The sequence below is a fragment of the uncultured Comamonas sp. genome (assembly GCF_964277875.1).
Taxonomy (GTDB): Bacteria; Pseudomonadota; Gammaproteobacteria; order Burkholderiales; family Burkholderiaceae_C; genus Comamonas; species Comamonas sediminis.
Genome location: NZ_CAXYJV010000012.1, coordinates 20,681 through 44,054 on the forward strand (window position 1 = coordinate 20,681; position 23,374 = coordinate 44,054).

At 64.8% G+C, this 23,374-nt stretch carries 18 protein-coding genes; 4 read left to right on the forward strand and 14 right to left on the reverse strand.

Annotated features, from left to right (window positions below):
* Window positions 1-284 precede the first annotated feature (284 nt).
* A complete protein-coding gene (locus ACHWUQ_RS06105) occupies window positions 285-1,394 on the forward strand; it encodes a hypothetical protein (protein WP_312833925.1) in 1,110 nt (369 codons plus the stop codon).
* A gap of 224 nt (window positions 1,395-1,618) precedes the next feature.
* Here the strand turns inward: ACHWUQ_RS06105 and ACHWUQ_RS06110 are convergent, their stop codons facing one another.
* Complete coding sequence (locus tag ACHWUQ_RS06110; RefSeq protein ID WP_312527522.1) at window positions 1,619-1,966, reverse strand: PRC-barrel domain-containing protein; 348 nt, start codon at window positions 1,964-1,966, stop codon at window positions 1,619-1,621.
* 209 nt (window positions 1,967-2,175) lie between these two features.
* On the opposite strand from ACHWUQ_RS06110, the gene ACHWUQ_RS06115 reads away from it, so the two are divergent.
* Entirely contained in the window at window positions 2,176-2,793 is a 618-nt protein-coding gene (locus tag ACHWUQ_RS06115; protein WP_394680615.1) for a hypothetical protein, read from the forward strand.
* 129 nt (window positions 2,794-2,922) lie between these two features.
* Here the strand turns inward: ACHWUQ_RS06115 and ACHWUQ_RS06120 are convergent, their stop codons facing one another.
* From ACHWUQ_RS06120 to ACHWUQ_RS06130, 3 genes are all read right to left on the reverse strand, one after another.
* The gene (locus tag ACHWUQ_RS06120; RefSeq protein WP_239809305.1) at window positions 2,923-3,459 is read right to left on the reverse strand and encodes a Dps family protein; all 537 of its coding nucleotides are present in this window, start codon (window positions 3,457-3,459) and stop codon (window positions 2,923-2,925) included.
* 257 nt (window positions 3,460-3,716) lie between these two features.
* Window positions 3,717-3,926: a helix-turn-helix transcriptional regulator gene (locus ACHWUQ_RS06125; protein ID WP_312527516.1), complete on the reverse strand. Its 210-nt coding sequence runs from the start codon at window positions 3,924-3,926 to the stop codon at window positions 3,717-3,719.
* Entirely contained in the window at window positions 3,926-4,336 is a 411-nt protein-coding gene (locus ACHWUQ_RS06130; RefSeq protein WP_394680616.1) for a hypothetical protein, read from the reverse strand. Before ACHWUQ_RS06130 ends, ACHWUQ_RS06125 begins: the two co-directional genes overlap by 1 nt.
* Before the next feature lie 289 nt (window positions 4,337-4,625).
* On the opposite strand from ACHWUQ_RS06130, the gene ACHWUQ_RS06135 reads away from it, so the two are divergent.
* Window positions 4,626-5,807, forward strand: coding sequence for an IPTL-CTERM sorting domain-containing protein (locus ACHWUQ_RS06135; RefSeq protein ID WP_394680617.1), 1,182 nt, complete (start codon window positions 4,626-4,628; stop codon window positions 5,805-5,807).
* A 67-nt stretch (window positions 5,808-5,874) separates the two neighbouring features.
* On the opposite strand, the gene ACHWUQ_RS06140 is transcribed toward ACHWUQ_RS06135, so the two are convergent.
* The 5 genes from ACHWUQ_RS06140 to ACHWUQ_RS06160 all read right to left on the reverse strand — a co-directional run bounded on the left by ACHWUQ_RS06140 (window position 5,875) and on the right by ACHWUQ_RS06160 (window position 11,537).
* Window positions 5,875-7,278, reverse strand: coding sequence for a phosphatidylserine/phosphatidylglycerophosphate/cardiolipin synthase family protein (locus tag ACHWUQ_RS06140; RefSeq protein WP_369460735.1), 1,404 nt, complete (start codon window positions 7,276-7,278; stop codon window positions 5,875-5,877).
* Between the two features lie 59 nt (window positions 7,279-7,337).
* Window positions 7,338-7,694: an arsenate reductase (glutaredoxin) gene (gene arsC, locus ACHWUQ_RS06145; protein WP_239809310.1), complete on the reverse strand. Its 357-nt coding sequence runs from the start codon at window positions 7,692-7,694 to the stop codon at window positions 7,338-7,340.
* Window positions 7,695-7,707: 13 nt separating this feature from the next.
* Entirely contained in the window at window positions 7,708-8,112 is a 405-nt protein-coding gene (locus ACHWUQ_RS06150; RefSeq protein WP_116924645.1) for a hypothetical protein, read from the reverse strand.
* A 51-nt stretch (window positions 8,113-8,163) separates the two neighbouring features.
* Window positions 8,164-9,549, reverse strand: a complete 1,386-nt coding sequence (locus ACHWUQ_RS06155) for an ATP-binding cassette domain-containing protein (RefSeq protein WP_394680618.1) — start codon at window positions 9,547-9,549, stop codon at window positions 8,164-8,166.
* Window positions 9,550-9,902: 353 nt separating this feature from the next.
* Window positions 9,903-11,537 (reverse strand): ABC transporter permease, encoded by a 1,635-nt coding sequence (locus ACHWUQ_RS06160; RefSeq protein ID WP_394680619.1) that lies wholly within the window; start codon window positions 11,535-11,537, stop codon window positions 9,903-9,905.
* An 88-nt stretch (window positions 11,538-11,625) separates the two neighbouring features.
* Here ACHWUQ_RS06160 and ACHWUQ_RS06165 point away from each other — a divergent pair, with 88 nt between their 5' ends.
* Window positions 11,626-12,669: an ABC transporter ATP-binding protein gene (locus ACHWUQ_RS06165; RefSeq protein ID WP_394680620.1), complete on the forward strand. Its 1,044-nt coding sequence runs from the start codon at window positions 11,626-11,628 to the stop codon at window positions 12,667-12,669.
* Window positions 12,670-12,697: 28 nt separating this feature from the next.
* On the opposite strand, the gene ACHWUQ_RS06170 is transcribed toward ACHWUQ_RS06165, so the two are convergent.
* From ACHWUQ_RS06170 to ACHWUQ_RS06190, 5 genes are all read right to left on the reverse strand, one after another.
* Window positions 12,698-13,453, reverse strand: coding sequence for a lysophospholipid acyltransferase family protein (locus tag ACHWUQ_RS06170; RefSeq protein ID WP_394680621.1), 756 nt, complete (start codon window positions 13,451-13,453; stop codon window positions 12,698-12,700).
* 17 nt (window positions 13,454-13,470) lie between these two features.
* Entirely contained in the window at window positions 13,471-13,920 is a 450-nt protein-coding gene (ruvX, locus tag ACHWUQ_RS06175; RefSeq protein ID WP_394680622.1) for a Holliday junction resolvase RuvX, read from the reverse strand.
* Window positions 13,917-14,525: a YqgE/AlgH family protein gene (locus ACHWUQ_RS06180; protein ID WP_239809316.1), complete on the reverse strand. Its 609-nt coding sequence runs from the start codon at window positions 14,523-14,525 to the stop codon at window positions 13,917-13,919. The genes ruvX and ACHWUQ_RS06180 overlap by 4 nt, the downstream gene beginning before the upstream one ends.
* A 124-nt stretch (window positions 14,526-14,649) precedes the next feature.
* Window positions 14,650-20,922: an Hpt domain-containing protein gene (locus ACHWUQ_RS06185; protein ID WP_394680623.1), complete on the reverse strand. Its 6,273-nt coding sequence runs from the start codon at window positions 20,920-20,922 to the stop codon at window positions 14,650-14,652.
* 165 nt (window positions 20,923-21,087) lie between these two features.
* Window positions 21,088-23,355, reverse strand: coding sequence for a methyl-accepting chemotaxis protein (locus tag ACHWUQ_RS06190; RefSeq protein WP_312412546.1), 2,268 nt, complete (start codon window positions 23,353-23,355; stop codon window positions 21,088-21,090).
* Between the last annotated feature and the right edge of the window lie 19 nt (window positions 23,356-23,374).

Sequence of the window (23,374 nt, forward strand, 5' to 3'; positions counted from 1 at the left end):
CGCCTCGTTTCTGGAAAATCACCCAGCACATTTGCATAAAAGCAAAGATCTTTGCAAAAAACCAAAGTATTGAACATTTGGACACGCTGTATATTTTCTGCATACCTCTCCACCTGCCTGGGCATCACCTTGGCTCGCGGCATCCATCCAGGTCCGTCCACCTGTGCCTGTGTTAGCGAGCTTGTCTCGGGACGGCGGTGATCCGCAGATCCACGGCAATGGGAGACGGTTCAGCACTCCAACGGAGGCGGAGCGGTGCCTCAGTACAGCAAATGGAAAGTACGATGCGAACACAGATTCTGACCCTTGCCGCCATGCTTGCGATGGCAGTGCCCGGCTTGTCCAGCGCCGCGGCCATATCCGGCCCGGTGACTTACGCCGGAAGCGGAATCTATTCAGGCACCTCTACATCGCTGGCTTATGATCCCGATGGACCACTTTATAGCGATGACGAAGTGCTGCTGATTTGTATTGATCACCGCACGAACCCGCCTTTTACCTACAGCACACCCAAAGCGCAGTTTGAGACGGAAGCGGGGGCGACGGCGATCCGGGGCCCATCGGGTGCTGCAGGGGAAGCGGCCATCTATTGGCTGCTCGACCAGTATTATCTGACTTTCTACAAAACAGGCACCATTGAGCAGCGGCGCGCACTGCAGTATGCCTTGTGGGAAATCGGTAATGATTATGACGGCAGCGCCGCCAGTATCAATACCAGCACAGGTTCCTCGCGCCCCGCGTTGGAAAACGTCATTGACTATGGTGGCACGGACCAGGCGGCATTCGTCACCGCCTACACCACCTTGTACGACGCGATGAAGGCCAACCTGCCCACACTGCGCACGTCCTACCGCTCCACCACCTACACGATGGACCTGTTCCGCAACCTGGATCCTGCCTACCAGCACATGGTGGCCCTGATCGAGCGCGTCCCTCCCAATACCGTGCCGGTGGCCGAGCCCGCCATCACTGGCACGCCCCAGGTCGGCTCCACCGTCACCGGCAGTTATACCTATACCGACAACAATGGCGATGTCGAAGACCCCAGCGGCACCGGCACCAGCTACCAGTTTGTCACCAGTCCCAACCCCAGCATCGCAAGCGCCAGCGAAGGCACCGTCGTCGCCAGCGGCACAACCGGTGGTGCGGGCCAGACCGTCAGCTATACCTTGCAAGCCACGGATCTGAACCAGTACGTGTTCTTCTGCGTCAAGCCGGCCGCCCAAACCGGTGCCAGTCCTGGTGCAGAGGTCTGCACCAGCCCGGTGGGACCTGTCACCGCCCGTGTGGTGCAGCAGGCCCCTACACCAGTGCCAGGTCTGGGGCTGTGGGCGCTGCTCGGACTGACACCGCTGATCGCATGGCTCGGAATCGGGCGCCAGCGCCGCGCCTGACACCCGAGCGCCGTCAACGGGCAAGCCACCGCAGGGTGGCTTTTTTATGTCTCAGTGCCAGGGCCTCACGGATGCCGATCGCAGGCTGCAGGTCTGCCAGGCATGGACGGCAGCGAAACCACTGCCGCACTGGGTCCGGGCCAGTTCGGCAAAAGCGCCGCAGCTGCGATGGACAGCAACGGCGCTCAGCGTGGAACAGCGGGTGGGCGCGCGGGCGCCAGGGCTCAGACGGTGGCCTTCGGATAGACAAACTGGGGCAGGCCCTGCAGGGTCTCCTTGCTGGCATCGGGGAGCAGCAGTCCGTATTTGCCGAGCTTGAAGCGGGAAAACTCAATCGCAACATCATAGGTCCCCAGCCCCATGAAGCCGCCGATGCCGACGATGGCAAAGATCAGGTTGTCTTCTCTGCCAACGATCACATCGTCGACCGTGCCAATTTCCTGGCCGTTGGCATCGTGCACCGGCTCGCCGATGAACTCTTTTTTGACACTCCAGCCGGTGGCCAGCACTTCGGCGCCACGCGGAGAGATGGCAAAAGGGGTGTGAATCGTGACTTTGTCTTGGTTATCCATACACTCACCACAAAAAAATTTGGAGCAAAAGCAAATGTATCAAGATATTTGCCCGTTGCAGCAACTCCGCGATGGCAAGCATCCAAAGGGCGCCGCGTCTGACAGACTACCACCAGAGCAGGAGTGCACCGCAAGCGGCAGCGATTGCGCCAGCGCACCTGGAGATTGGGATACATTTGTTTGCATTCAAACCCCTTTGGAAAATGACGATGAGCAAACTTCTATGTGCAGGCGCCCTTGCCCTGGCCTTTGCTGGCTTTACCTCAGCCTCCCATGCAGCACTGGTGCAATGGACATTGACCGATGTCAGGTTTGCGGATGGCGGCACCGCCAGCGGCTCTTATGTGTTTGACGCGTCCACCGGCAGCTACAGCCGCATCGGCATTGCCACCACGGCGCCGGATGGCTCTGCGGCAGCCAGCTTCAGCAGTACCTGTGATGGCGCCAACTGTGCCGAAGCGTCGCCCGACCCTGCGCAGTTCATTATTTTTGCACCGCCGGACACCAACGATATGACCGGCAAGCAGGTGCTGCTGATCGACCTGCAAAGCCCGATGACCGATGCGGGCGGCACCATCCCGATCAATCCGATGGCGCAGCCCGTCCTGGCACTGCGCAGCAAGGCGTTCTCCACGGTTTGCCCCGATGCACGTTGCACCATCCCGGGCGACCTGCGTCTGATCGAGTCGGGAGAGGTCGTGGGCCAAGCCTATGTGCCTCCTGCCGCCACGCCGGTGGCGGTACCCGCGATGGCCCCCGGGGGCCTGGCCCTGCTGTCGTTGCTGCTGGCCCCACTCGCCTGGTTGCCCAAGCGCCGCCAGCGCTGAAAGGCAGCGCCGGCTCGCCGGCCACAGGCGCGCCGGCAACTTCTGTGGCCCACCGCCGCGCGCAGCGGGGTGGGGCTTTGCAAGCGAGCACAGGCGCCGCGGTGCGCACTGTACCGGGCGCTCCAGCCCTCACCCTGCGTTGCGGCTCGATTCGAACAGGAACCAGGTGCGGCGCTCGGTTTCGTCGATCCAGTTTTCCAGCAGGCTCGACGACGCAATGTCTCGGTGCTCGTCGGTGACGTTGTGGGCCTCGCGCAGCCGGGCGGCCATCTGCTGGTTGTCCTCGCGCAGTTCCGCCAGCATGTCCAGCGGTTCGACATAGTCGGCGTCGTTGTCGCTGATGCGCTGCAGGCGGGCGATATGGCCAATGGAACGCAAGGTCGTGCCACCGACCTTGCGGATACGCTCTGCAATGGCGTCCGTCATCGCATAGAGCTGGTCAGCCTGTTCGTCGAGCAGCAGGTGGTAATCACGGAAGTGCGGTCCGCTCATATGCCAGTGGAAATTCTTGGTCTTGAGGTAGAGCGCAAAGACATCCGCCAGCACGCCGTTGAGAGCCGCGCTGATGTCCTTGGTAGCCGCCGAATCGAGGTCACTGGGGGTGACCAGCGGCGCCTTGCGGCGCGCCTTGATATCCGTTTTGGTGCTGCGGTCAGATTTGGCCATGGAATACCTTTCAAACAAAGCGTCGAAGACAAACGAAGCGAAAGCGGCTGAACCTGCAAGTATCGGGCGCCAGCATGGCAGCCAGATGGCAGCGGTCCATCCGCTCTAACAGACTCTGCTATTCAGAGGCTGTCTAGCTTCATACCAAAGCAGAAATATTGCAAACAAATTCCTGTCAGCCAGTGTTGATGATGTGCGGGAAAGCACCGGATGTTGACGCACCTCAGTGATCGCTGGAAGCAACCGCCCACGGACATTCAGGACCCGTCGCTGCGGTAGGGGTTGGCAAAGATCGCCTCCACCGGCAAGCCAAACACCACACTGATGCGGTAGGCCAGATCGAGTGAAGGATCGTGCTTGCCCGTCTCGAGCGCATTGACCGCCTGGCGCGATACACCGAGACGCTGAGCCAGATCTGCCTGCGTCCACTGGGCCTTGGCACGCAGGGCGCGCAGATGGTTATCCATCAGCCCCGCACCCGCATCACCGCGCTTACCAGCGCCCACACCAGCCAGAACAGCGGCACCACCAGCCAGGCGGGCAAATGCGGTGCGGCGGCATAGCTCTCGCCAAAGCCCCAGACCGTGCATAGCATCAGCAACAGCCCACAGGCCATCACCACACTGCGGATGGCCTGCGCACGCTGGTATTCGTCGGCCGCCTGGATCCACAGCAGCGATGCGCGCAACTGCGCTGCAATCGGCACCGCGACGGCCAGTGCCAGCAACCAGGCGCTGGGCGTGCCGAGGATGGCGTCGAACCAACCCAGGATGACCCCCAGATGAAGGGCGCAATAAGTGCCCATCCATACCGCTGTGCGGATCAGGTAGCGGCGCAGCGAAGCGGACGGCGGATGCGAAGAGAGCGCGTGGTGCACGGTGAAGTCTCCAGAAATGTAAAGTAAACCTGACTTTAGCTATGTCAGGTTTACTTGTCAATCGCGGCAGCATGTCTGCTCGGAGAGTGCCGGCAGCCATCACCTTTCCAGCCTGGCCCTCATCGATATCTCAGCCCGTAAAACGATCTCGCCTGCGACGCAGACGCATGAAATGTCACAGCTTTGTGGACAATTTTCAACGGCTATAAATGTTTCGCTGTACTCAACAGATTTCTTCTATTGAATTTGAAATAATGAAAATTCAATTGATTTATTGAATACATCGACCATGTCCCATCGACAAAAACACCCGGCACGCCACTGGGCGGCCAGCGCCCTTCTTGCCGCCAGCTGGGGCGTATGGAGCCTGGCACAGGCCCAAACCTCCGTCACGATCGATTGCAGCCCCAACTCGCTGGCCCAACTCAATACCGGCCAGCCCAGCCCCGGCAACGCACAGGTCGACAGCCGTTGGCGCTTTCAGTACCTGTCTGCCTATGCGGGCAGCGATCCGGCCAACTGGCGCAGCTTTGGGGATGCCACGATCGTCACCAGCCGCGTGTCGAGCTGGACCAGCACACCAGCGGCCAGCAGCACGGCGCAATGGATCGCTGCCAATGCCTGGGGCGGCCAGCCCTATGTCGACGGCGCGAACTTCGGCAATATCGATGCCCTGTTCCAGGTGCAATTCAACATTGACCCGGCAGTATCGCTGGGCAGCTTTGCGCCTTCAATGACCTACAGCGCCGACAACTCGGTGGTCGATATCTTCATCAACGGCAAATCGCAGCTGGCACGGGGCCTGGGCACCTGGGGCCTGCCGCAGGCAGGCAGCACCAACCAGTTCAACTACAACGGTTTTGGCACCAACCGCTGGCTCACCATCGCCAGCATGGCCTCGCCCGACTGGCAGGCCGGTGCAAACACCATGACCGTCTATGTCAAAAGCGGAAACCCTTACATGGGTTTCGCAGCGGCCATCTCGGGCACTAATGCCTGCCTGCCCAACGATGCACCGGCCGCCACCCCTGCCGTCAGCGGCCAGCCTGACGTCGGCCAGACCCTGACGGGGACCTATGGCTACGCCGACACCGAATCCGACCCCGAAGACAGCAGCGCCACCGGTACCCGCTACCAATGGGTGCGCAGTGACAATGCCAGCCTGACCCAGGGCACCGTGCTGCAGTCGGGCAACACGCTGGGCACCGCCGGCACGGTGACCTACACCACCCAAGCTGCCGATGACAAAGCCTATCTGTACTACTGTGTCACTCCCGTGGCCGTCCGGGGCACCCTGGTGGGTCCCGAGGTGTGCAGCGCGGCCTTCGGCCCGGTCAAGACGACCACCACACCGCCACAACCTGCGACGCCCCAAGCGGTTCCCGCGCTCGGCATCTGGGCGTTGCTGGGCATGTCGGGCCTGGTGGCAGGCTGGGGCCTGGCGCGTTCACGCAAACGGGTCCGGGCCTGATGGCCTCCTGGTCTGGTACAAGCCACCTGCAGGTGGCTTTTTTTGGGGTCTGCTGCGGATCGGCGCTTCACAGCTGGAAGGCAACGCCCCGCACCAGCCCCTCTCCGACATCCCGCCACCACCCCGGTGCACGGTAGGCATAGGTCGTGCTTTCTGCCATCTGCTGCCCGCACCAATGCTGGAGCCAGGCGATCTCCCGGGCGCTGTAGAACGCGGTCATCGCCTCGTAGTTCAAGAACAGGCTGCGCCCGTCGAGGTTCGCCGAACCGCACAGTGCCATGCGGTCGTCGACCACCACCACCTTCGCATGCACCATATGGGGGGAGCAATACACCTGGGCACCGGCAAGCACCAGCGCCCGCAATGCGCGCTCACGGGCCCAGTCGGCCAGGCGGTGGTTGGAGCACTGGGGCACCACCACGCGCAGCTGCACGCCGCGCCGGCAGGCCAGGCACCAGGCCTCCAGCAGCGCGTCATCGGGCACAAAATACGGGCTCACCAAGGTGATCGATGTCTGCGCATGGAAGGCGCTGGCCAGGTAGAGCGCATGCAAGGTGTCATCGGCATGGTCGGGGCCGCTGGGCAGCCACTGGGCCCAGCCCTGGTCGCCACCCCCCAGCGCCATCGCTGGCGACAGCCACATAGGGCGGCGCCGGCCTCTGGCCGCGCGCCAATCGGCCTCGAACTGCGCGGCCACCACGCCGGCCAGGGCCCCTTGCACGTTGAAGCTCAGGTCCACCCAGGCCGGGTGCCCGGCACTGCTGGGCAGAAAGTACTCATCGGCCAGATTGCGCCCGCCGCTCCAGACATGCACGCCGTCAGCCACTGCGAGCTTGCGGTGGTTGCGCAGATTGCTGCCACCGCGTATCGGCTGGAGCATCGGCACCATGAAGCGGCGCACCAGCACGCCCGAGCGCCGCAACTGGCGCAGCCGCATGGGCAGCAGGCGCCAGCAGCCCACGCCATCGAGCAGCAGCCGCACCTTGACCCCGCGCTGCGCAGCCTGCTGCAGCGCCGTGCCGATCTGACGCCCGACGACATCGTCGGCAAACACATAGGTGCAGACATCCAGGCTGCGCTGTGCCTGCTCGATCAACTGCAGCAGCTGCTGCAAGGCCTGCAGGCCATCTTCATGGAACACCACCTCCGCATTGGGCTGGGCCGGATCGAGCTCCATGCTGGCCAGCAACTGGCCTGCCCAGCCCGGCACCTGAGGGGGCACCGTACTGCGGCGCTGGCCGGTGGAGGGGAGAACGGCATGCGCCGGCGGCCGCACCGCCTTGCGCGGCCCGAACACCAGAAAAAGAGGCAGGAAGAGATAGGGAAAGGTGACCATGCCCAGCACCCAGCCGATGGCGGACGCGGGATGGCGGCGCTGGTGCCCGGCACGCGTGACCAAGGTGTAGACCAGCAGCGCCACCACCACTGCAATCGTGTGGCCCAGGCCCGAGAGGACGGTCACGCGCAGCATGGCCTACTGCCCGTCAGCGTGCGCGGGACGGCGGCTGGGCGCGCAAGCGGCCGGGCCCATCAGAGCAGGTCAAGCACCCGCTCAGGCGGGCGGCACAGACGCGCGCCCTTGGCGCTCACGACGATGGGCCGGTTGAGCAGCTCGGGATGGGCGGCGATCTGCGCAATCAGTTCGGCATCGCTCAAGCCCGCACGGCCCAGATCCAGCGCCTCATAAATGGCCTCCTTGCTGCGCATCACCTCGCGCACCGGCAGCCCCAGCTGCGCGATCAGCGCCGCGAGCTGCGCGCTGTCCAGCGGCGCACGCAGGTAGTCCACAATCCGGGGCTCGATGCCTCGGGCCTCCATCAGCGCCAGCGCGCCGCGTGAGTTGCTGCAGCGAGCGTTGTGGTAGATGGTGATCGTGTCTTGGGCCATGCCCCCGATCTTATTACAGAGAGGCTTCGAGCTCGGGCATGATGATGCGCGCCTTGGTCAGCGCCATACCCAGGTTGGCGGTGCGCCGGCAGACCAGCACGGCCACATACTCGGGGTTGGTCTTGCCGCGCATGAAGATATGGATCAGGTTGTCGCTGTTGACGATGATTTCCTGGAAGTAGTGGTGGCCATCGTCCTGCAGACCGCGCGACTTCTTGAACATGCGCTCGATCATCGACACATTGGGACCGTTGAAGAGGTCGGCGGTGGCCGCGGCCACCAGGTCGATCACCTCGCGCGGGTGCGAATCGACCGTGCGAATGGCCAGCAGCATGCCGGTAGCCACATCGACATAGCCGGCAGCCAGGCATTCGGGCACAAATGTAGCGACCTTCTGCAAAACGGTATCCATGGACATTGATGTATTCCTTCAAAGTGGGTTGGTAAGGGGCTGGCACCTCGGATGCGATTAGCCCATCTTCTCGAGCAGCATTTCTTCATACGCCAACAGCGAGCGTTCTTGCTGCTCGGACTGCACGTACTGCGGCTCGATCTCGCGCACACGGCGCAGCGCTTCTTCAGCGGTGACGCCTTCAAAAACCAGCCAGGCCGCCAGCACGGTGCCGGTGCGGCCCAGGCCCGCAAGGCAGTGCACCGCCAGCACTTCGCCGGCCAGCAGCAGGCGCTTCATCTTCAGCATCAGCATCTGCAGCTGCGACACCGATGGCGGTTCCCGGTCATGCACCGGCAGATGCACATTGCGCAGGCCATTGCGCGCCAGCGCCGCCTGGTCGATATCGGTCTCGGTCAACGACACCAGCACGGTGATGCCGCAACGCCTCAGCGCCTGCATGTCCACATCGGTGTCATTGACCACACCCGGCAGCGGCGTGCCGGCCAGCTTGCCCGGCACCAGCCAGGCAAAACCGCGCGGCCCGCGCGCGCCGGGCACATAGTGTTCGGCCGCCAGCACCGGGTTGGCCAGCGCCAGATCGGGCAATACCGCGCGCTGGCTTTGGCGGGCCGCCTGCGCAGCGGTGCGGGCGGGGGCCTGCAGCGCTGCAGGTGCAGGTTCGGCCTGCATGGCCTCTTGCACCGTCTGCTGCGGAGCCACCACGGCACAGCTGCCGCTGCGTACAAACTGCTGGCCTGCCGGCGAATACGGCGCGGAGAAAAAGTGGTCAGCGCGGCTCGTCTCCTGCACCGCACCACCGGCCAGCAGCAGCACATGGTCGGCCACGCGCTGGGCATGGCGCTGGTTGTGGGTCACCAGCAGCACAGCGCGCTCGCGGGCAATGCGTTTGAGCAGTTCCAGCAGCAGATAGGCGTCGTAGTCCTGCAAGTCGGCAGTGGGCTCATCGCACATCAGCAGCAAGGGTTGGGCAGCGGCTTCGCGCAGAATGGCTACCGCACGCTGGTGCATCGCAGACAGCTCCACCGTTGTTTGCGCCAGCAGCGGTTTGATATCGGCAAAGCCCATGCGGTCCAGATAGGCCTCGCACCAGGCACGGCGGTCCAAACCGGAGAGCAGATGGGCCTGCGGCAGCAACTCGCTGAGCGAATCCTGCACGCTCGACTGCATCAGGCGCACATGCTGGCGCACCAGGTGGGGCCGGTGGACGCCCGCCAGCGGCTGGCCGGCATAGCGCAACTGCCCCCATTGCGCAAAGCGCGGGTTTTCGTCATTGAGGCCCGCCAGACTGCGCAACACCGTGGACTTGCCCCCGCCGACCGGCCCCATCAGGACCGTGATGGCGCAAGGGGCGATCTGCAGTTGCAGGCTGGAGAGGATGACCTTGTCGCCATAGGCCACGCCCCAGTTGTCTGTTTCCAGAACGGGAGTTGGTGTTTGCACGCGATGGGAGCCGCTGCGCGGCATTGGGAGGTGGACGGGAAGCCAAGCCTGGCACCACCTCGGCGCGCCAGCCATCCAATCACGCGGACGGCAAGCATCTCGGTGATTCAAAAAATGAAACACCAATAGTCAATTAATGTTTCAAAAATTCAGTTTAAGGGAAAACCCGAGATGGTTGTTTGATCCAGATCAAAGGCGATATAGGTCACCTATCGATAGGGCAATAACACCACGGAGATCCAAATTAGGGGGAGCGTGCAGCCGCTGTGGTGATGCAGCTCGCCCGAATGCGCCGATGGAATGTGCGCGGCCAGCCTGCTGAACCGCCAGCCAGGCAACGAGGATGAGAGGTATCAGCGCGATGCCGAGCTGCGCATCGTGCGGATCAGCAAGATGACCGGCACCAGCCCCACCAGCACCAGCGCCAGCGACGGCAGCGCCGCCTCGCCCAGGCGCTCGTCGCGTGCCAGCTGGTAGGCCACCACGGCCAGCGTGTCGCTGTTGAAGGGCCGCAGCACCATCGTGGCGGGCAGCTCCTTCATCACATCCACAAAGACCAGCAACGCGGCGGTCAGGGCCGAGCGCCGCAGCAGCGGGCCATGCACGCGGACCAGAAGGCCGGCGCTGCCCACACCCAGCATGCGTGCCGATTCATCCAGACTCCTGGGAATGCGGGTGTAGCCGCTCTGCAGGGACTGCAGCGCAATCGCAGTGAAGCGCACCAGATAGGCCCAGATGATGCCGGCCGAGGTCGCGGTGATCAGCGCCGGAAAGGCCCATTGCGGAAACGCCTGCTGCACCCAGCCCACTGGCAGCAGCAGGCCCACGACGATCACCGCGCCGGGCACCGCATAGCCCAGGCTGATGAGGCCCACCGTGCTGCGCGTGACCCAGTCCTGGCTGCGGCGGGCCGCATAGGCGGCCAGCATGGCAATGGCCACGGCCAGCACGGCAGTGATCGCCCCAAAGCGGATGCTGTTGCCGGCCCACTGCACAAAGCGGTCCAACGGAATCACCGACCAATCGGCCTCCAAGGGCCGCAGCATGAACATGACGGGCAGCACAAAGCCCAGCAGCACCGGCAACGCACAGAGCAACCAGGCCGCCAGGCAGCGCGCACCCTGCAGGCGATACGGCTGGGCCTCGGCCGATGAGGCGCGCCCCACCCCGCTGGTGACAAAGCGCATGCGCCGCTGCGCGCGCAGCTCCAGCTGCAGCACCACCAGCACCAAAACCAGCAGCATCGTGGCCAGCTGGGCTGCGGCACTGCGGTTCTCCATCGACAGCCAGGCCTTGTAGATGCCGGTGGTGAAGGTCTGAATGCCAAAGTAGCTCACCACCCCGAAATCGGCCAGGGTCTCCATCATCACCAGTGCCACACCGGCCACCACCGCTGGCCGGGCCATCGGCAAGGCCACCGCCCAGATCCGGCGCGGCATCGACGCGCCCAGCAGGCGCGCCGCCTCCATCAGGTGGGCGGCGCGCTCGCTCAGCGCCGTGCGCGCCAGCAGGTAGACATAAGGGTAGAGCGAGACCACAAACACCAGCACGGCGCCGCCGAGCGACCGCACCTCCGGCAGCAGCCGCCCTTGCAGCCCGAAGCTGGCACGCATCCACACCTGCAGCGGCCCGCTGAACTGCAGAAAATCGGTATAGGCATAGGCCGTCACATAGGCGGGTATCGCCAGCGGCAGCAGCAGCAGCCATTCCAAGGTTTTGCGGCCGCGAAAGTCGAACAGGGTCACCACCGCCGCGCACAGGGTGCCCACGACCGCCGAGCCCAACGCCACCATCAGCCCCAGCGCCACAGTGGTACGGATGTAGCCCGGCAGCACCGTCGCAAACATTTCGCGCACCACGGCAAATGCACCGAGGTCATTGCCCGCCCCGGGCAACCAGGCGCTAAAGACGGTGAGCACCGGCAACACCAGCACCAGGGCAATGGCTACGAGCAGCAGCTGACGACGGAAGCGGGCGAGATTTTGCAAATGCGAATCACTGACGGGCCAAAAGCTGGCGATTCTACCTGCCAGGCACCTAAGCCCTTTGCCAGGGAGAGCCCTCTACAATGCGGCCATGTTTCTAGAGGTCTCCCAACTGAATGTGCGCTATGCCGGGCGCCCCCAGCCTGCAGTGGCGCAGGTGTCTTTGCAGCTGCAGGCAGGCGATATCGGCGTGCTGATTGGCCCCTCGGGCTGCGGCAAGACCACCTTGCTGCGTGCAGTGGCCGGGCTCGAGCCGATCGCCAGCGGCGAGATCCGCCTGCAAGGCCAGGTCGTCAGCAGCAGCAGCGCTAATCTGCCGCCCGAGAAACGCCGGATCGGCATGGTGTTCCAGGATTACGCCCTTTTTCCGCATTTGACGGTGGGCAAGAATGTGGCCTTCGGCATCCACCAGTTGCCCCGGCCGGAGCAGCAGCAGCGCGTGCAGGAGGTGCTGCGCCTCGTGGGGCTGGAGAACAGCGCTGGGCGCTACCCGCATGAGCTGTCAGGCGGCCAGCAGCAGCGGGTGGCGCTGGCCCGGGCGCTGGCGCCCCGGCCGCAGCTGATGCTGCTGGATGAGCCCTTCTCCAACCTCGATGTGGATCTGCGTGAACGCCTGGCCCATGAGCTGCGCGACATCCTCAAGGCCGCGCAGGCGACCGCGCTGTTCGTCACGCACGACCAGCTGGAGGCCTTTGCGATTGGCGACCAGATTGGCGTGATGGAAAGCGGCCACCTGCACCAATGGGCCGATGCCAGCACCCTGTTCCAGCAACCCGCCAGCCGCTTTGTGGCCAACTTCATCGGCCACGGCAGTCTGCTGCCGGCCACCCCGGTGTCGTCTGCGCAAGGCTGGCAGCTCGACACGCCGCTCGGTGCCATCGCCGCGCCGGAAGCATCACAGGCCTGCGATGTGCTGCTGCGCGCCAGCGAGGTGGTGTTTGACCCAGCCTCGCCATACCGCGCCACCTTGCTGCGCAAGTCCTTCCGGGGATCGCAGTATCTCTACACCTTGCAGCTGCCCAGCCAGCAGCTGGTCTATGCGCAGGTCTCCAGCCAGCTGCAGCACGCGGTGGGCGAGAGCATCGGCCTGCGTGCCCAGCCCGAGCACCTGGTCTGCTTCGCGCCCGGGCAATGAGCCTCAGGCCAGCAGCCCTCGGTCCTCGTCAGCGCTGCACCTGGCGCAGTTGGTCCACCGCCGCCTGCAGATCGGCCGACCAGTCGCGCCGGTTGCGGCCTGCGCTGGCCTGCGGCTGGCCATAGTTCAGCTGCGCCACCAACGGCGGTGCCGTCACGGTGCGCCAGATGGATCCCAGCAGGCTCTCATCGCCTATATAGCTCGGGGCACTGCTCATGCGGCCACTTAGCTTGTCGTAAAAGCACAGCCCCAAGGGCAGCACCGGCGCCTCGGCCGCAATCGCCGATTGCAGCAAGTTGGCATGGAAAGGCAGCAGCTGCCGGCCATCGCCCGTCGTCCCCTCGGGGAAGACCGCAACGATATCCCCGTGGCGCATTGCTTCCTCCATGCGGCTGACGGTGCGCATCGCATCGCGCCGGGAGTTGCGCTCAATGAACAAGGTGCCTGCGGCACTGGCCAGGCCGCCGATGACGGGCCAGGCCTTGACGTCGGATTTGGAAACAAAGCGGCAGTGCCCCGCCGCATGGATGGCCGGAATGTCGAGCCAGGACAGATGGTTGGCAACGATCAGCAAGGGGCCGTGCGCAGGCACCGCCCCCAGCACCCGCAGCTCGATGCCGCTCAGCCGGAGCAGCCGAGCGGCCCAGCGCTCCACCGCCCGGTTGCGCTCGGCATGGCCCAGGCGGCCAAACGTCAGCCAGATTGTGATGACACCCACCACAATATGCAGACCCATGCGCGCCAGGCGCCACAGGCCAATCAGGGAACGGGTCAGCGCATGCATGGCGGGCCAGCGGGGTTTCAGGCCGTGCCGCCCAGATCGGGCACATCCAGGCTGCGCATGAACTGCTCGAAAATGATGCAGGCCGAGGCCGCATCGGCATCGCGCGCGCCATTGGCCAGCGCCTCGGTGGTGCTGTAGCGCTCATCCACCTCGAACACCAGCAGTCCAAAGCGCCCCCGCAGCTGGCGCGCAAAGCGCAGCGCCAGCGCGGTGTTTTCATGGGCCGCGCCGTCGGGGTGGTAGGGAATGCCGACGACCAGTGCGTCGGGCTGCCACTGGCTGATCAGGCTCTCCATCGGCGTGAAACGGGCCTTGCCTTCGGCATGGATCGTCGGCAGCGGCCGGGCCGTGCCCAGCATCCGGGTGCCAAAGGCAGCGCCGGTACGCTTCATGCCAAAGTCAAAGGCGATGAAGCTCTGCATGCGCGCCGCTTCTGCCAGCGAAGGCTTGGTGGCAGCGTCCGTCATGCGCGGCCAGCAGCGGCAGACAGCGCCCAGGGCTGCACGCCCAGCAGCGCCAGCGCCGTGTTGTAGCGCTCGGCCACCGGTGTATCAAAAATCACGCCCGCATCGGCATGCACGGTCAGCCAGGCGTTTTCGGTGATCTCCGACTCGAGCTGGCCCTCGCCCCAGGTCGAATAGCCCAGCGACACCAGCACCCGGTGCGGACCGGCGCCGGTGGACAGCGCTTCGAGTACATCGCGCGAGGTGGTCATCTCCAGGCCGCCCGGAATGGTCAAGGTGGCCGAGTACGCCGACTCGTCGGCTGCGCCCGATTCGATGACGATCCGGTCATGCAGCACAAAGCCGCGCTCGGTATGCACCGGGCCGCCCTGGAACACGGGTTCGAGCTCCAGGTCCTCGCGGCGCAGTGGCAGATCGACCTTGTCAAACAGCTTGCCCATCGTGATGTCCGAGGGCTTGTTGATGATGATGCCCAGCGCGCCTTTTTCGCTGTGCTCGCACACATAGACCACGCTGCGGCCAAACATCTCGTCTTGCATGCCAGGCATCGCAATCAGAAAATGGTGTGTCAGGTTCATGGTCCCGGAAGTGTCGATCTCAGCGCTCATGGGGAACCATTGTACGGGCAGCCCGGCGCCCTTTTGGGTGCACCGCACGCTGCAAGGGCTGCCGGGCGCGCATAAAAAAAGGGCTGCCCGCAGGCAGACCTTGGGACTGGAGCCATCGGCCCGATCAGTGCAGCGGGGCGGCGTCGGCTGCCTTGATCTCATTGTCCAGCACACACTGGCGGACCAGCGACAGCAGCACTTCGTCGGCATAGGGCTTGCCCAGGTAATGGTCCACGCCCAGGCTGGCCGCGTGCTCGCGGTGCTTGTCGGCAATGCGCGAGGTGATCATCACCACCGGCAGGTCCTTCATCGCCGCATCGGCACGGATTTCGCGCACCAGCTCGAAACCGTCCATGCGCGGCATCTCGATGTCCGACAGCACCATGACCGGGCGCTCCTCGCGCAGACGGTCCAGCGCCTGCAGGCCATCGGCGGCCAACGCTACGCGGTAGCCTTCGCGCTGCAGCAAACGTTGGGTCACGCGGCGCACGGTGATGGAGTCGTCGACCACCAGCACCAAAGGCGTCTGCACCACCTGCTCGGCCAACTCACGCACTGGTGCCTTGGCCACTTCGGGGCGCACCGCGGCTTCGGCAATGCGGTCGGCAATCTGCTGGCCATACACGGTGTACAAGGCCACCGGGTTGTAGATCAGCACAATCGCACCGGATGCCAGCACCGACATGCCGGCCAGACCTGGCAGGCGCGCCAGTTGCGGGCCCAGGTTCTTGACCACGACTTCCTGGTTGCCCAGCACTTCATCGACGTGCACGGCCAGGCGCTTGGTGGCCGAGCGCAGGATCACGACCGCGCTGGTCTTCTCCGGCTCTTCCTGGCTGCGCAGGTGGCCCTGCAGCAGCGCACCGGCAAAGTAATACGGCAGCTCCTGCTCGTTGTCGGTGTAGACACCGTTGGCATGGGCCTGCTCGATCAGCGCCTTGGGCACGCGCCGCACGTATTCCACCAGGTTGGCGGGAACGCCGAACTTGAGATCGCCGGCGCGCATCATCACCACCTGGGTCACCGCCGTGGTCAGCGGCATCACCATCTGGAAGCGCGTGCCCTTGCCGGTCTCCGACGTGGTCACGATGTGGCCACCCAGCGACTGGATCTCGGTACGCACCACGTCCATGCCGATACCGCGCCCCGACAGCTCGGAGACCTCGGTGGCTGTGGAGAAGCCGGGGGCAAAGATCAGCTGCGCCGCCTTGTCTACATCGAGCGGCTCGTCGGCCGTGATCAGACCCGACTGCATGGCCTTGCGGCGAATGGCCTCAAGCTGCAGGCCCGCGCCGTCGTCGTGGATGGATACGGCGATATCGTTGCCTTCCTGGCGCACATCGATGGCGATCGTGCCCACCGGCTGCTTGCCTTGCGCCTTGCGCTCCTCCGGCGTTTCGATACCGTGCGCCACGCTGTTGCGCAGCAAGTGCTCGAAGGCCGGGGTGACCCGGTCCAGCACACCCCGGTCGATCTCGATCGAGGCACCGGTGATGTCCAGCTTGACCTGTTTGCCCAGCTCCTTGGAGATCTGGCGCACGATGGCGTAAAGACGCTCGGAGATGGAGTCGAACTCCACCATGCGCGTGCGCAGCAGGTCCCGCTGCAGCTCGCGCGCCTGGCGGCCCTGGGCAATCAGATCGTCTTCGGCGCCTTCGGCGGTGCGCTGCAGATTGCGCTGCACCGTGCCCACGTCGTTGACCGACTCGGCCATCATGCGGGTGAGTTCCTGCACGCGGGTGAAGCGGTCGAACTCCAGCGGATCGAAGCCCGAATCCGAATCCTTGGCCAGCGCCATGCGCGACTGCATCTGCGACTCGGCCTGCATCTCCACATCGCGCAGCAAGGTGCGCAAGCGCTCCAGGTTGCTCGACATGTCCTTGATCGACGAGCGGATGTTGCTCAGGCGCATGTCCAGACGCGAGCGGGCAATCAGCACCTCGCCTGCCTCATTGACCAGGCGGTCGAGCAACTGCGAGCGCACACGCACCGATTGGCCGGCAGCGGCACGCACCGGCGCCATGCGCAGCATCAGCGGCTTGTGCTGTACGCCAGCGCTGGCGTCAGCGGCATCGGCTGCTTGCAGCGCCTGCTCTGCACTGGCGTTTTCCTGTGCAGCGGGCGTACTGGCCGCCACTTCGGCCACCACTTCGCCCATCTCGGTGGCCGCAGGGGCCTGCTGGGGCAAGGCACCCTCTGCCAGCACCTGGTTGCCCCGCTCCTGCAGACCGACAAATTCCTGCTGCAGGCCGTCGTAACGCGCCAGCAGAATCTCGATGTCCTGGCCGGTCAGGTTTTCGGTGCCGATGTCCTCGACCTCGGACTCCATGCGGTGGGACATTTCGCCCAGGCGCATCGCGCCTGCCAGCCGCGCACTGCCCTTGAGCGTGTGCAGATGGCGCAGCACTTCGCCGCGCGGCGGCAGGTACTGCGGGTCGGAAGACCACTCGCGCAGCGCCCCACCCAGCTTGGGCAGCAGCTCCTGCGCTTCTTCTTCGAAAATCAGGAACAGGTCGGGGTCAATGACGTCGACAACTTCGATCGCATCGTCATTGCGCAACTCCAGCAGATCGGGCAACGCAGCGGCCGGCACGGCGGCTGCAGCTGCAAAGGCGCGTGCCGGCTCGGCTGCGCGGGCCGGATGCTCGCGCAACTCGCCCAGGCCAGAGGGCTCGAGGTCGAACTCGGCCATGCCATAAGGCGGATGCAATTGCGAGTTGATTTCCTGGTTCGCAATGTCTTCGAGGTCCTGCACCACGATCTCGCTGGCCGGTTTGACAAAACCGGCTGCCAGCTGGTGCAGCAGCTTGCGGATCTCCGAGCCCGCTGCCTGGCAGGTATTGAGCCAGGACACCTCCGGGTTGGAGAAGTTGTGGATGTGCGAGAGCGCATGCTCCAGCGACCGGGCCAGCTCGGACAACGAGCTGAAACCGACCGTGGACGAGCTGCCGGCCAATGAATGGGCGTAGGCGATCGCATCTTCGGGGAAATTGCGGTTGGGCGCCTGGGCCCAAGCGTACAGCACCTTCTCCAGGTTGTGCGACCAGTTCTCGGCTTCAGCAAGATAGACATTGAACAGCGCCGGGCTTACGCCCAGCACATTGGCCACCTCGGCCGGCTCCTGAGCATCGGCCGGCGGCTCGGTGTCAGACGGCGCAGGTACGGGAGCCAGCGCCTCTGCTTGCACGTCGGCGGGGGCTTCCGGATGGGCCTGCGTTTCCGCGTGGACGGGTAGCTCGGCCGCTGCCTCAGCCTCTGCGGCAGCGGCGGGCTGCAGCGCGGGTTCGGCTGCCTGCTGCTCGGCAGCCGACACGAACGCCTCGTTCAGGTCCGCTGCCGGGATGTCTGGATGCGACTGCAGTAGTTCAGCCGGCTCCGTCACTTCCAACGCCTGCGGAACCGCCTCGGGGAACGCCAGATCATCGGGCACCACGAGCAAGGTCTGGGGCTCGGCCACCGGCTCCTCGGGCAGCGCTTCGAGCGCGGGCAGCATGGTGTCCGCGAACTCGATGGCATCGAATCCAGTCGGGGTGGCCGGCTCCAGCGAGGCGGGCACGTCGGTCAGATCCAGCGATGGAAGCTCCAGCGGCAAGCGGGTTGGCGCCGGCTCCAGCTTGGCAGCCTCGAGGTCGGCCACAAATTCCAGGCCTGCGTCCATCGATACAAAGTCCAGCGCGCTGTCGTGCGGCTGCAGCGTCTCGGGATCCTGCACAGCGGGGGCCTTGGCCTCGGCACTGGCCATCGCCTGGGCAAACTCCGAGAAATCGACCTCCTCGGCGCTTTCCGGCGCCATCGCCAGCGGCACCAGGCCCGAAGGCGTGGTCAAGGCAGGCTCGGGCTCCAGCCCAGCGGGCGGATCCAGCTCCAGGTCGAGGCCGTCGAGCGGCCAGGCCAGCGCTGGCGCCGGCTCGGCCGGCGCATCCGGTGCGGCAGCAGGCGCTTGCGGGGCCTGCTCCAACGCGGCCCCTTCTTCTGCAGCGTCGGCTGCGGCAGCAGTATCGGACTCCAGCGCCGAAGGCTCGGTACCGTGCGGCCACTGCTCCGTCTGCGGCACCTGGCCAGGCGCGGCAGGCACCACCAGGGGCAGGTGCACGCCATCCAGACGCATGGCATCGGCGGAGATGCGGAAGATCTCCGGGTTCCAGGTGGACTGGCGCTGCGCGCCAATGTCCTCGGCCCAGCGGCCAAAACCGGTCAGTGCCTCGGCGCTCAGCGCCAACAGCGGCGCATCGGCCGGCTTGTGTTCTGCCAGCCAGCTGTTGAGCACCTGCTCCATCGACCAGGCCGCATCGCCATACTGCACCAGCCCGACCATGCGGGAGCTGCCCTTGAGCGTGTGGAAGGCGCGGCGCAAGGTCGTCAGCGCCTCGGCATCGGCCGCATCGCGGCGCAGGGATTGCAGTGCCTGGCCGCCGGTCTGCACGACCGACTGGGCCTCTTCCAAGAAGATGTCCAGCAGCTCCTGGTCCAGTGCCTCCTCGGAGACCTGCGGCTGCGCCGGGGTTGCCGCCACAGGTGCTGGTGCTGGTGCTGGTGCTGGTGCTGGTGCCGATACCGGTGCCGGGGCAGGTGCAAAAAACTGCAGATCCGGTGCGAGCACCGCAGGCGCCTTGGGCGCCGGGGCCGGGCTGGCCTCGAACAGGGGCGCCGGAATGGTCGGCGCGAAGTAGACGGAATCGTCTTCCGGTTCCTCGGGCGCATCGGGCGCTGCGGCCGGCGCGGGTACCACCGGGGCAGGCGCGACATCGCCGGCCCTTTGGGTGCCCATCACAATGCGCAGCTCGCCACTGGTCGCATCAAACACAAACAGCTTGCGCGCCAAGGTGCGCTGGTAGCCCAGCATGTCGAGCAGAAAGCCCAGCGCGCCCAGGCTGTTGCCCAGCTTCTCAAAAACCACGGGCTTGTCGTCGTCGGCCACCTGGCCGGCGGCCAGCTGGTCCACCACCAGGCGCAGGTGCTGCGTGGCAGCGACAGCCTGGTCCAGACCCAGCACCGACAGCACGCCGCGCATCTGCGACAGCGATCCGGTGACGGTGCCCAGCATCGAGACATCATCGGGGTTGCGGAAATACTGGTCGAGGTGCTTTTCTGCCTCTGCCAGTGTGGAGTGGAGCTCATCGACCACGCTGCCCATGGTCTGGTGGTCGCTGACGCGGCGGTACAGCTCTTCGACCCAGGTCTCCAGAGGCTCGGGCGGCTGGTCGGCCAGCACATGGTCGAGGCGCTGCGCCAGGCGGTCAGCACGCTCTCGCATCAGCGCGGGCTTGACATCCAGCGACTCCAGGTTGGCCTGCAGGTACAGCACGGCGGTGGCGACTTCCATCGCCATCGGGGTCGAGGGCGGGGTGCCGCTGCTCACCAGGCGTTCGGTCACCCGGCCCAGCGCTGCGCCCAGCTCGTCGGCACCAATATGCAGCTTGTGGAGCGATTCGCGGATCAGGTGGAACTGGTCGGCGACCGGCTTGATCTTGTAGCGGTCACCATCGGCCAGCGACGACCACAGCTCGGCCGCGGACTCCAGGCGCTTGCGCGCCTGCGCGAGCACAGCCGGGTCATACAGGCCAAAGCGCTCCTGGCCGTAGTTGACGCCTTGCAGCGCCTCGGTCTGCAGGCTGACGCGCACCGCTTGCAGCACCGCCGCCTTGGCCTCATCCGGACCCTGGGCAACAGCACAGAAAAAATTCAGCTCATGCTGCAGGCCCTGGTCCACATCGCTGCCACCCTTGGCATGCGCGGCGAACTGCATGATGACCCGCGATGCCGAGCGCTTCACATAGAGGTCGGGGTCGAGCAACTTGTACGCCAGCGCGTCGAAGAAGCCTGCGGCCACCTTCCAGAACAGTTTCAAAGGTGGTTGCGTCTGGCCCTGGGCCAGGCCCAGGCAGACGGCGGTCAAATCCTGCGCTGCACGCGCGTCGGCAGATTTGATGATCTGCAGCATGTCCGCATCGAGGCGCTCACGGGCGCCGCGGTCCAGCGGCAGTGCGGCCACTGGCGGCGTCTTCGGTTCCTGTTGCGCCTGGTCGCCCTGCCAGAGATCGGCCGGGTGGACACGCTCCACACCGGTGAAGGCCTGCATTTCCTTGTACTGCGGAAACAGCGCTACGAAGGAGACGTTGCGCCCCTTGAGCACATGGCTCAGGTACTCCAGCAGCGCAAACGACGTGCGCTCCATCAGCGCGACCGATTTCTCGGTGCACAGGTGGGGCTTGGCCGCAAAGCGCTGCGCCGCCACTTCCATCAGGCCCACCAGCTCGGCCGCCTGGCCCACACCCACCATCTGCAACGCACCCTTGACCTGGTGCAGGTACTGCTTGGCCACGCGGATACCGGTGGTGTCGATCGCCTCCAGGTCCGATACCTTGGCCGCTTCCACATCCCGGCTGTAACGAAGCAATGCCTTGACCGTGGATTCCAGTGACCGGCGAACCTCGTCATTGATCCACGCCAATGGCCCGAGATCCCTCTCTTCTGTTGGCTGTGCGTTTTCCGCTTTATTTTCGATAGCTATAGACATGCAACAGTCCCCGATTGCGGGTCAAAATGAAACAGCAGGCATGGGTCAGGCAATCTTGAACCGAGACACCGACTGGCGCAGTTCCTCGGCCATTTGCGACAGCTCACGCACCTGCTGCGCTGTGGTACGGGTGCCATCACTGGTCTGCTCCGTCACCGCAAAGATATGCTGGATATTCTCTGCCACATCGTTGGCCTGAACTGCTTCGTCGGACGCAGAACGGGAAATCTGCTGAATCAGATCTGCCAGCTCACGCGAAACGCGGTCAATTTCCGCCAGTGCCGTACCGGCGCTGTCCGACAGACGGGCCCCTTCCACCACACCCTGGGTCGAGCGCTCCATAGCGGCCACCGCGTCCTGGGTGTCGGTCTGAATCGCCTTCACCAGCACCGAGATCTGACGCGTTGCATCGGCCGAGCGTTCAGCCAGACGCTGCACTTCCTCGGCCACCACCGAGAAGCCGCGGCCGGCTTCACCGGCGGAAGCCGCTTGAATGGCCGCATTCAATGCCAGCACATTGGTCTGTTCGGTAATGTCCGAGATCAGGTCGGTAATTTCACCAATCTCCTGCGAGGACTCACCCAGGCGCTTGATGCGCTTGGAGGTGTCCTGGATCTGGTCCCGGATCGAGTTCATACCACCGATCGCGTTTTCCACCGCCTGCAGGCCCGACTCGGCCGCCATCAGCGACTTGCGCGCCACCGAAGCCGATTCCTGCGCCTGTGACGACACGAGGTTAATACGGGTCGCCATGTCGAGAATCGACTTGCCGGTTTCGCGAATCTCACGCAGTTGCTCGGTCGACGCAGCCAGCAGCTCGGTCGACGTGGAGTCCACGGTCGACGTGGTCTGTGCCACGCGGGTCGCCGTGTTCTGCACGCTGCCCACCAGCATGCGCAGCTCTTCCACCGTGTAGTTCACCGAGTCGGCAATCGCGCCGGTGATGTCTTCCGTCACGGTCGCTTCCTGGGTCAGATCCCCTTCAGCGACGGACTGCAACTCGTTCATCAGCCGCAAAATGGCAGCCTGGTTGGCGTCATTGAGACGCTTGGCCTCCTGCTCCTGGCGGGTCGCTTCCTGTTGCAGCGATTCTGCAGCGCGGCGGCGGTTCAAGCTGTCTGCCAGCTGCAGGCGCACCAGGCCCCACACACCCAGGCCCACCAGCAACGCTGCCAGCACGATGCCCACCAGGTACAGCCAGATGCGGTCGGACCAGCTGTTCAGGTCCGCCTGCAGTGCTTCCAGGCCCTTGCGCAGCGGATCGCTGGCCGACTGGATCGAGACTTCGGCCTCACGGGCTTCCGAGATGCCCTTGAGGTTGCTCAGCACCGCCGAGCCATCCTTCAACGTGATGTCGTACTGGGACGAGAGTTCCTGCAGCTTGTCGCGCACGGCGCCATCGCGGGCGGGGCTCAGGCGCAGCTCAGCGCTGCCGTTGAGCAGACCGGCGACGATTTCCTTGAAGGTGTTCAAGTCCTTGCCCAGCAGAAACACCGCCTCGGCATTGGCACCCGAGGCGCTCTGGAAGTCGTTGGCCGACTTGCCGATACGCTGGGTCAGCATCGCCAGCTGGCTGGCTGCGGCGATTTCAGCGGGCGGAGCCGCTTGCTGGAGCTTCAGGCTGACCACCGCCTCGCTCAGCTCGAGCAGGGTCTGCGTGTTCTTGTGAATCGCCTGCAAGTCCTTGTTCATCGCGACCAGCGAGGCTTTTTGCTTGACCACGGCATCGCTCTTGCTCGCGGTGCGGTCCGAGGCTTCCACCAGCGGCGCCAGCACCTCGGCGTAGGAACTGCCCAGCGCCTTGATGGCCGGGTCTTCCGAGCCGGAGTTCAGGCCATCGATGTTTTTCTTCAGAATCGACGAGGCTTCTGCCACTTCGGCAAATGCCTGCTCATTGCCGTTGACCGCCTGACCCACCGATTTGGCCAGACGCTGCGACTGGGTCAATGCCTGGCCGGTGGCTGCCAGTTGGCCGCCTGTCGTGCGCGACTGCAAGATCGCCCACACCGCCAGCGCAAAGAACACCACCAGACCCACGATGACGATGGTCAGCAGGGTCTTTTGGTGTTTGGCAGCCGGTGCCGCACCCAGCACCGGCAGCGTCACCAGATCGTCGGCGGCGGTCTCGCCCTCGACCAGCTGGGCCATGTAATCGTCCTGCACCGCAGCGCCGGATACATTGGCCGCCGTCTTGGCGGGGGACACGCCGTCACCGGTCGAGCCTTCGGAGAGCATCACCTGGTCACCATCTGGGAAGATGCTGACGCCTGGGTCTGCCACGTCTTCTTTGCGTTTGAATAGTTTGTTGAACATACAAATACCGAAAGGGATG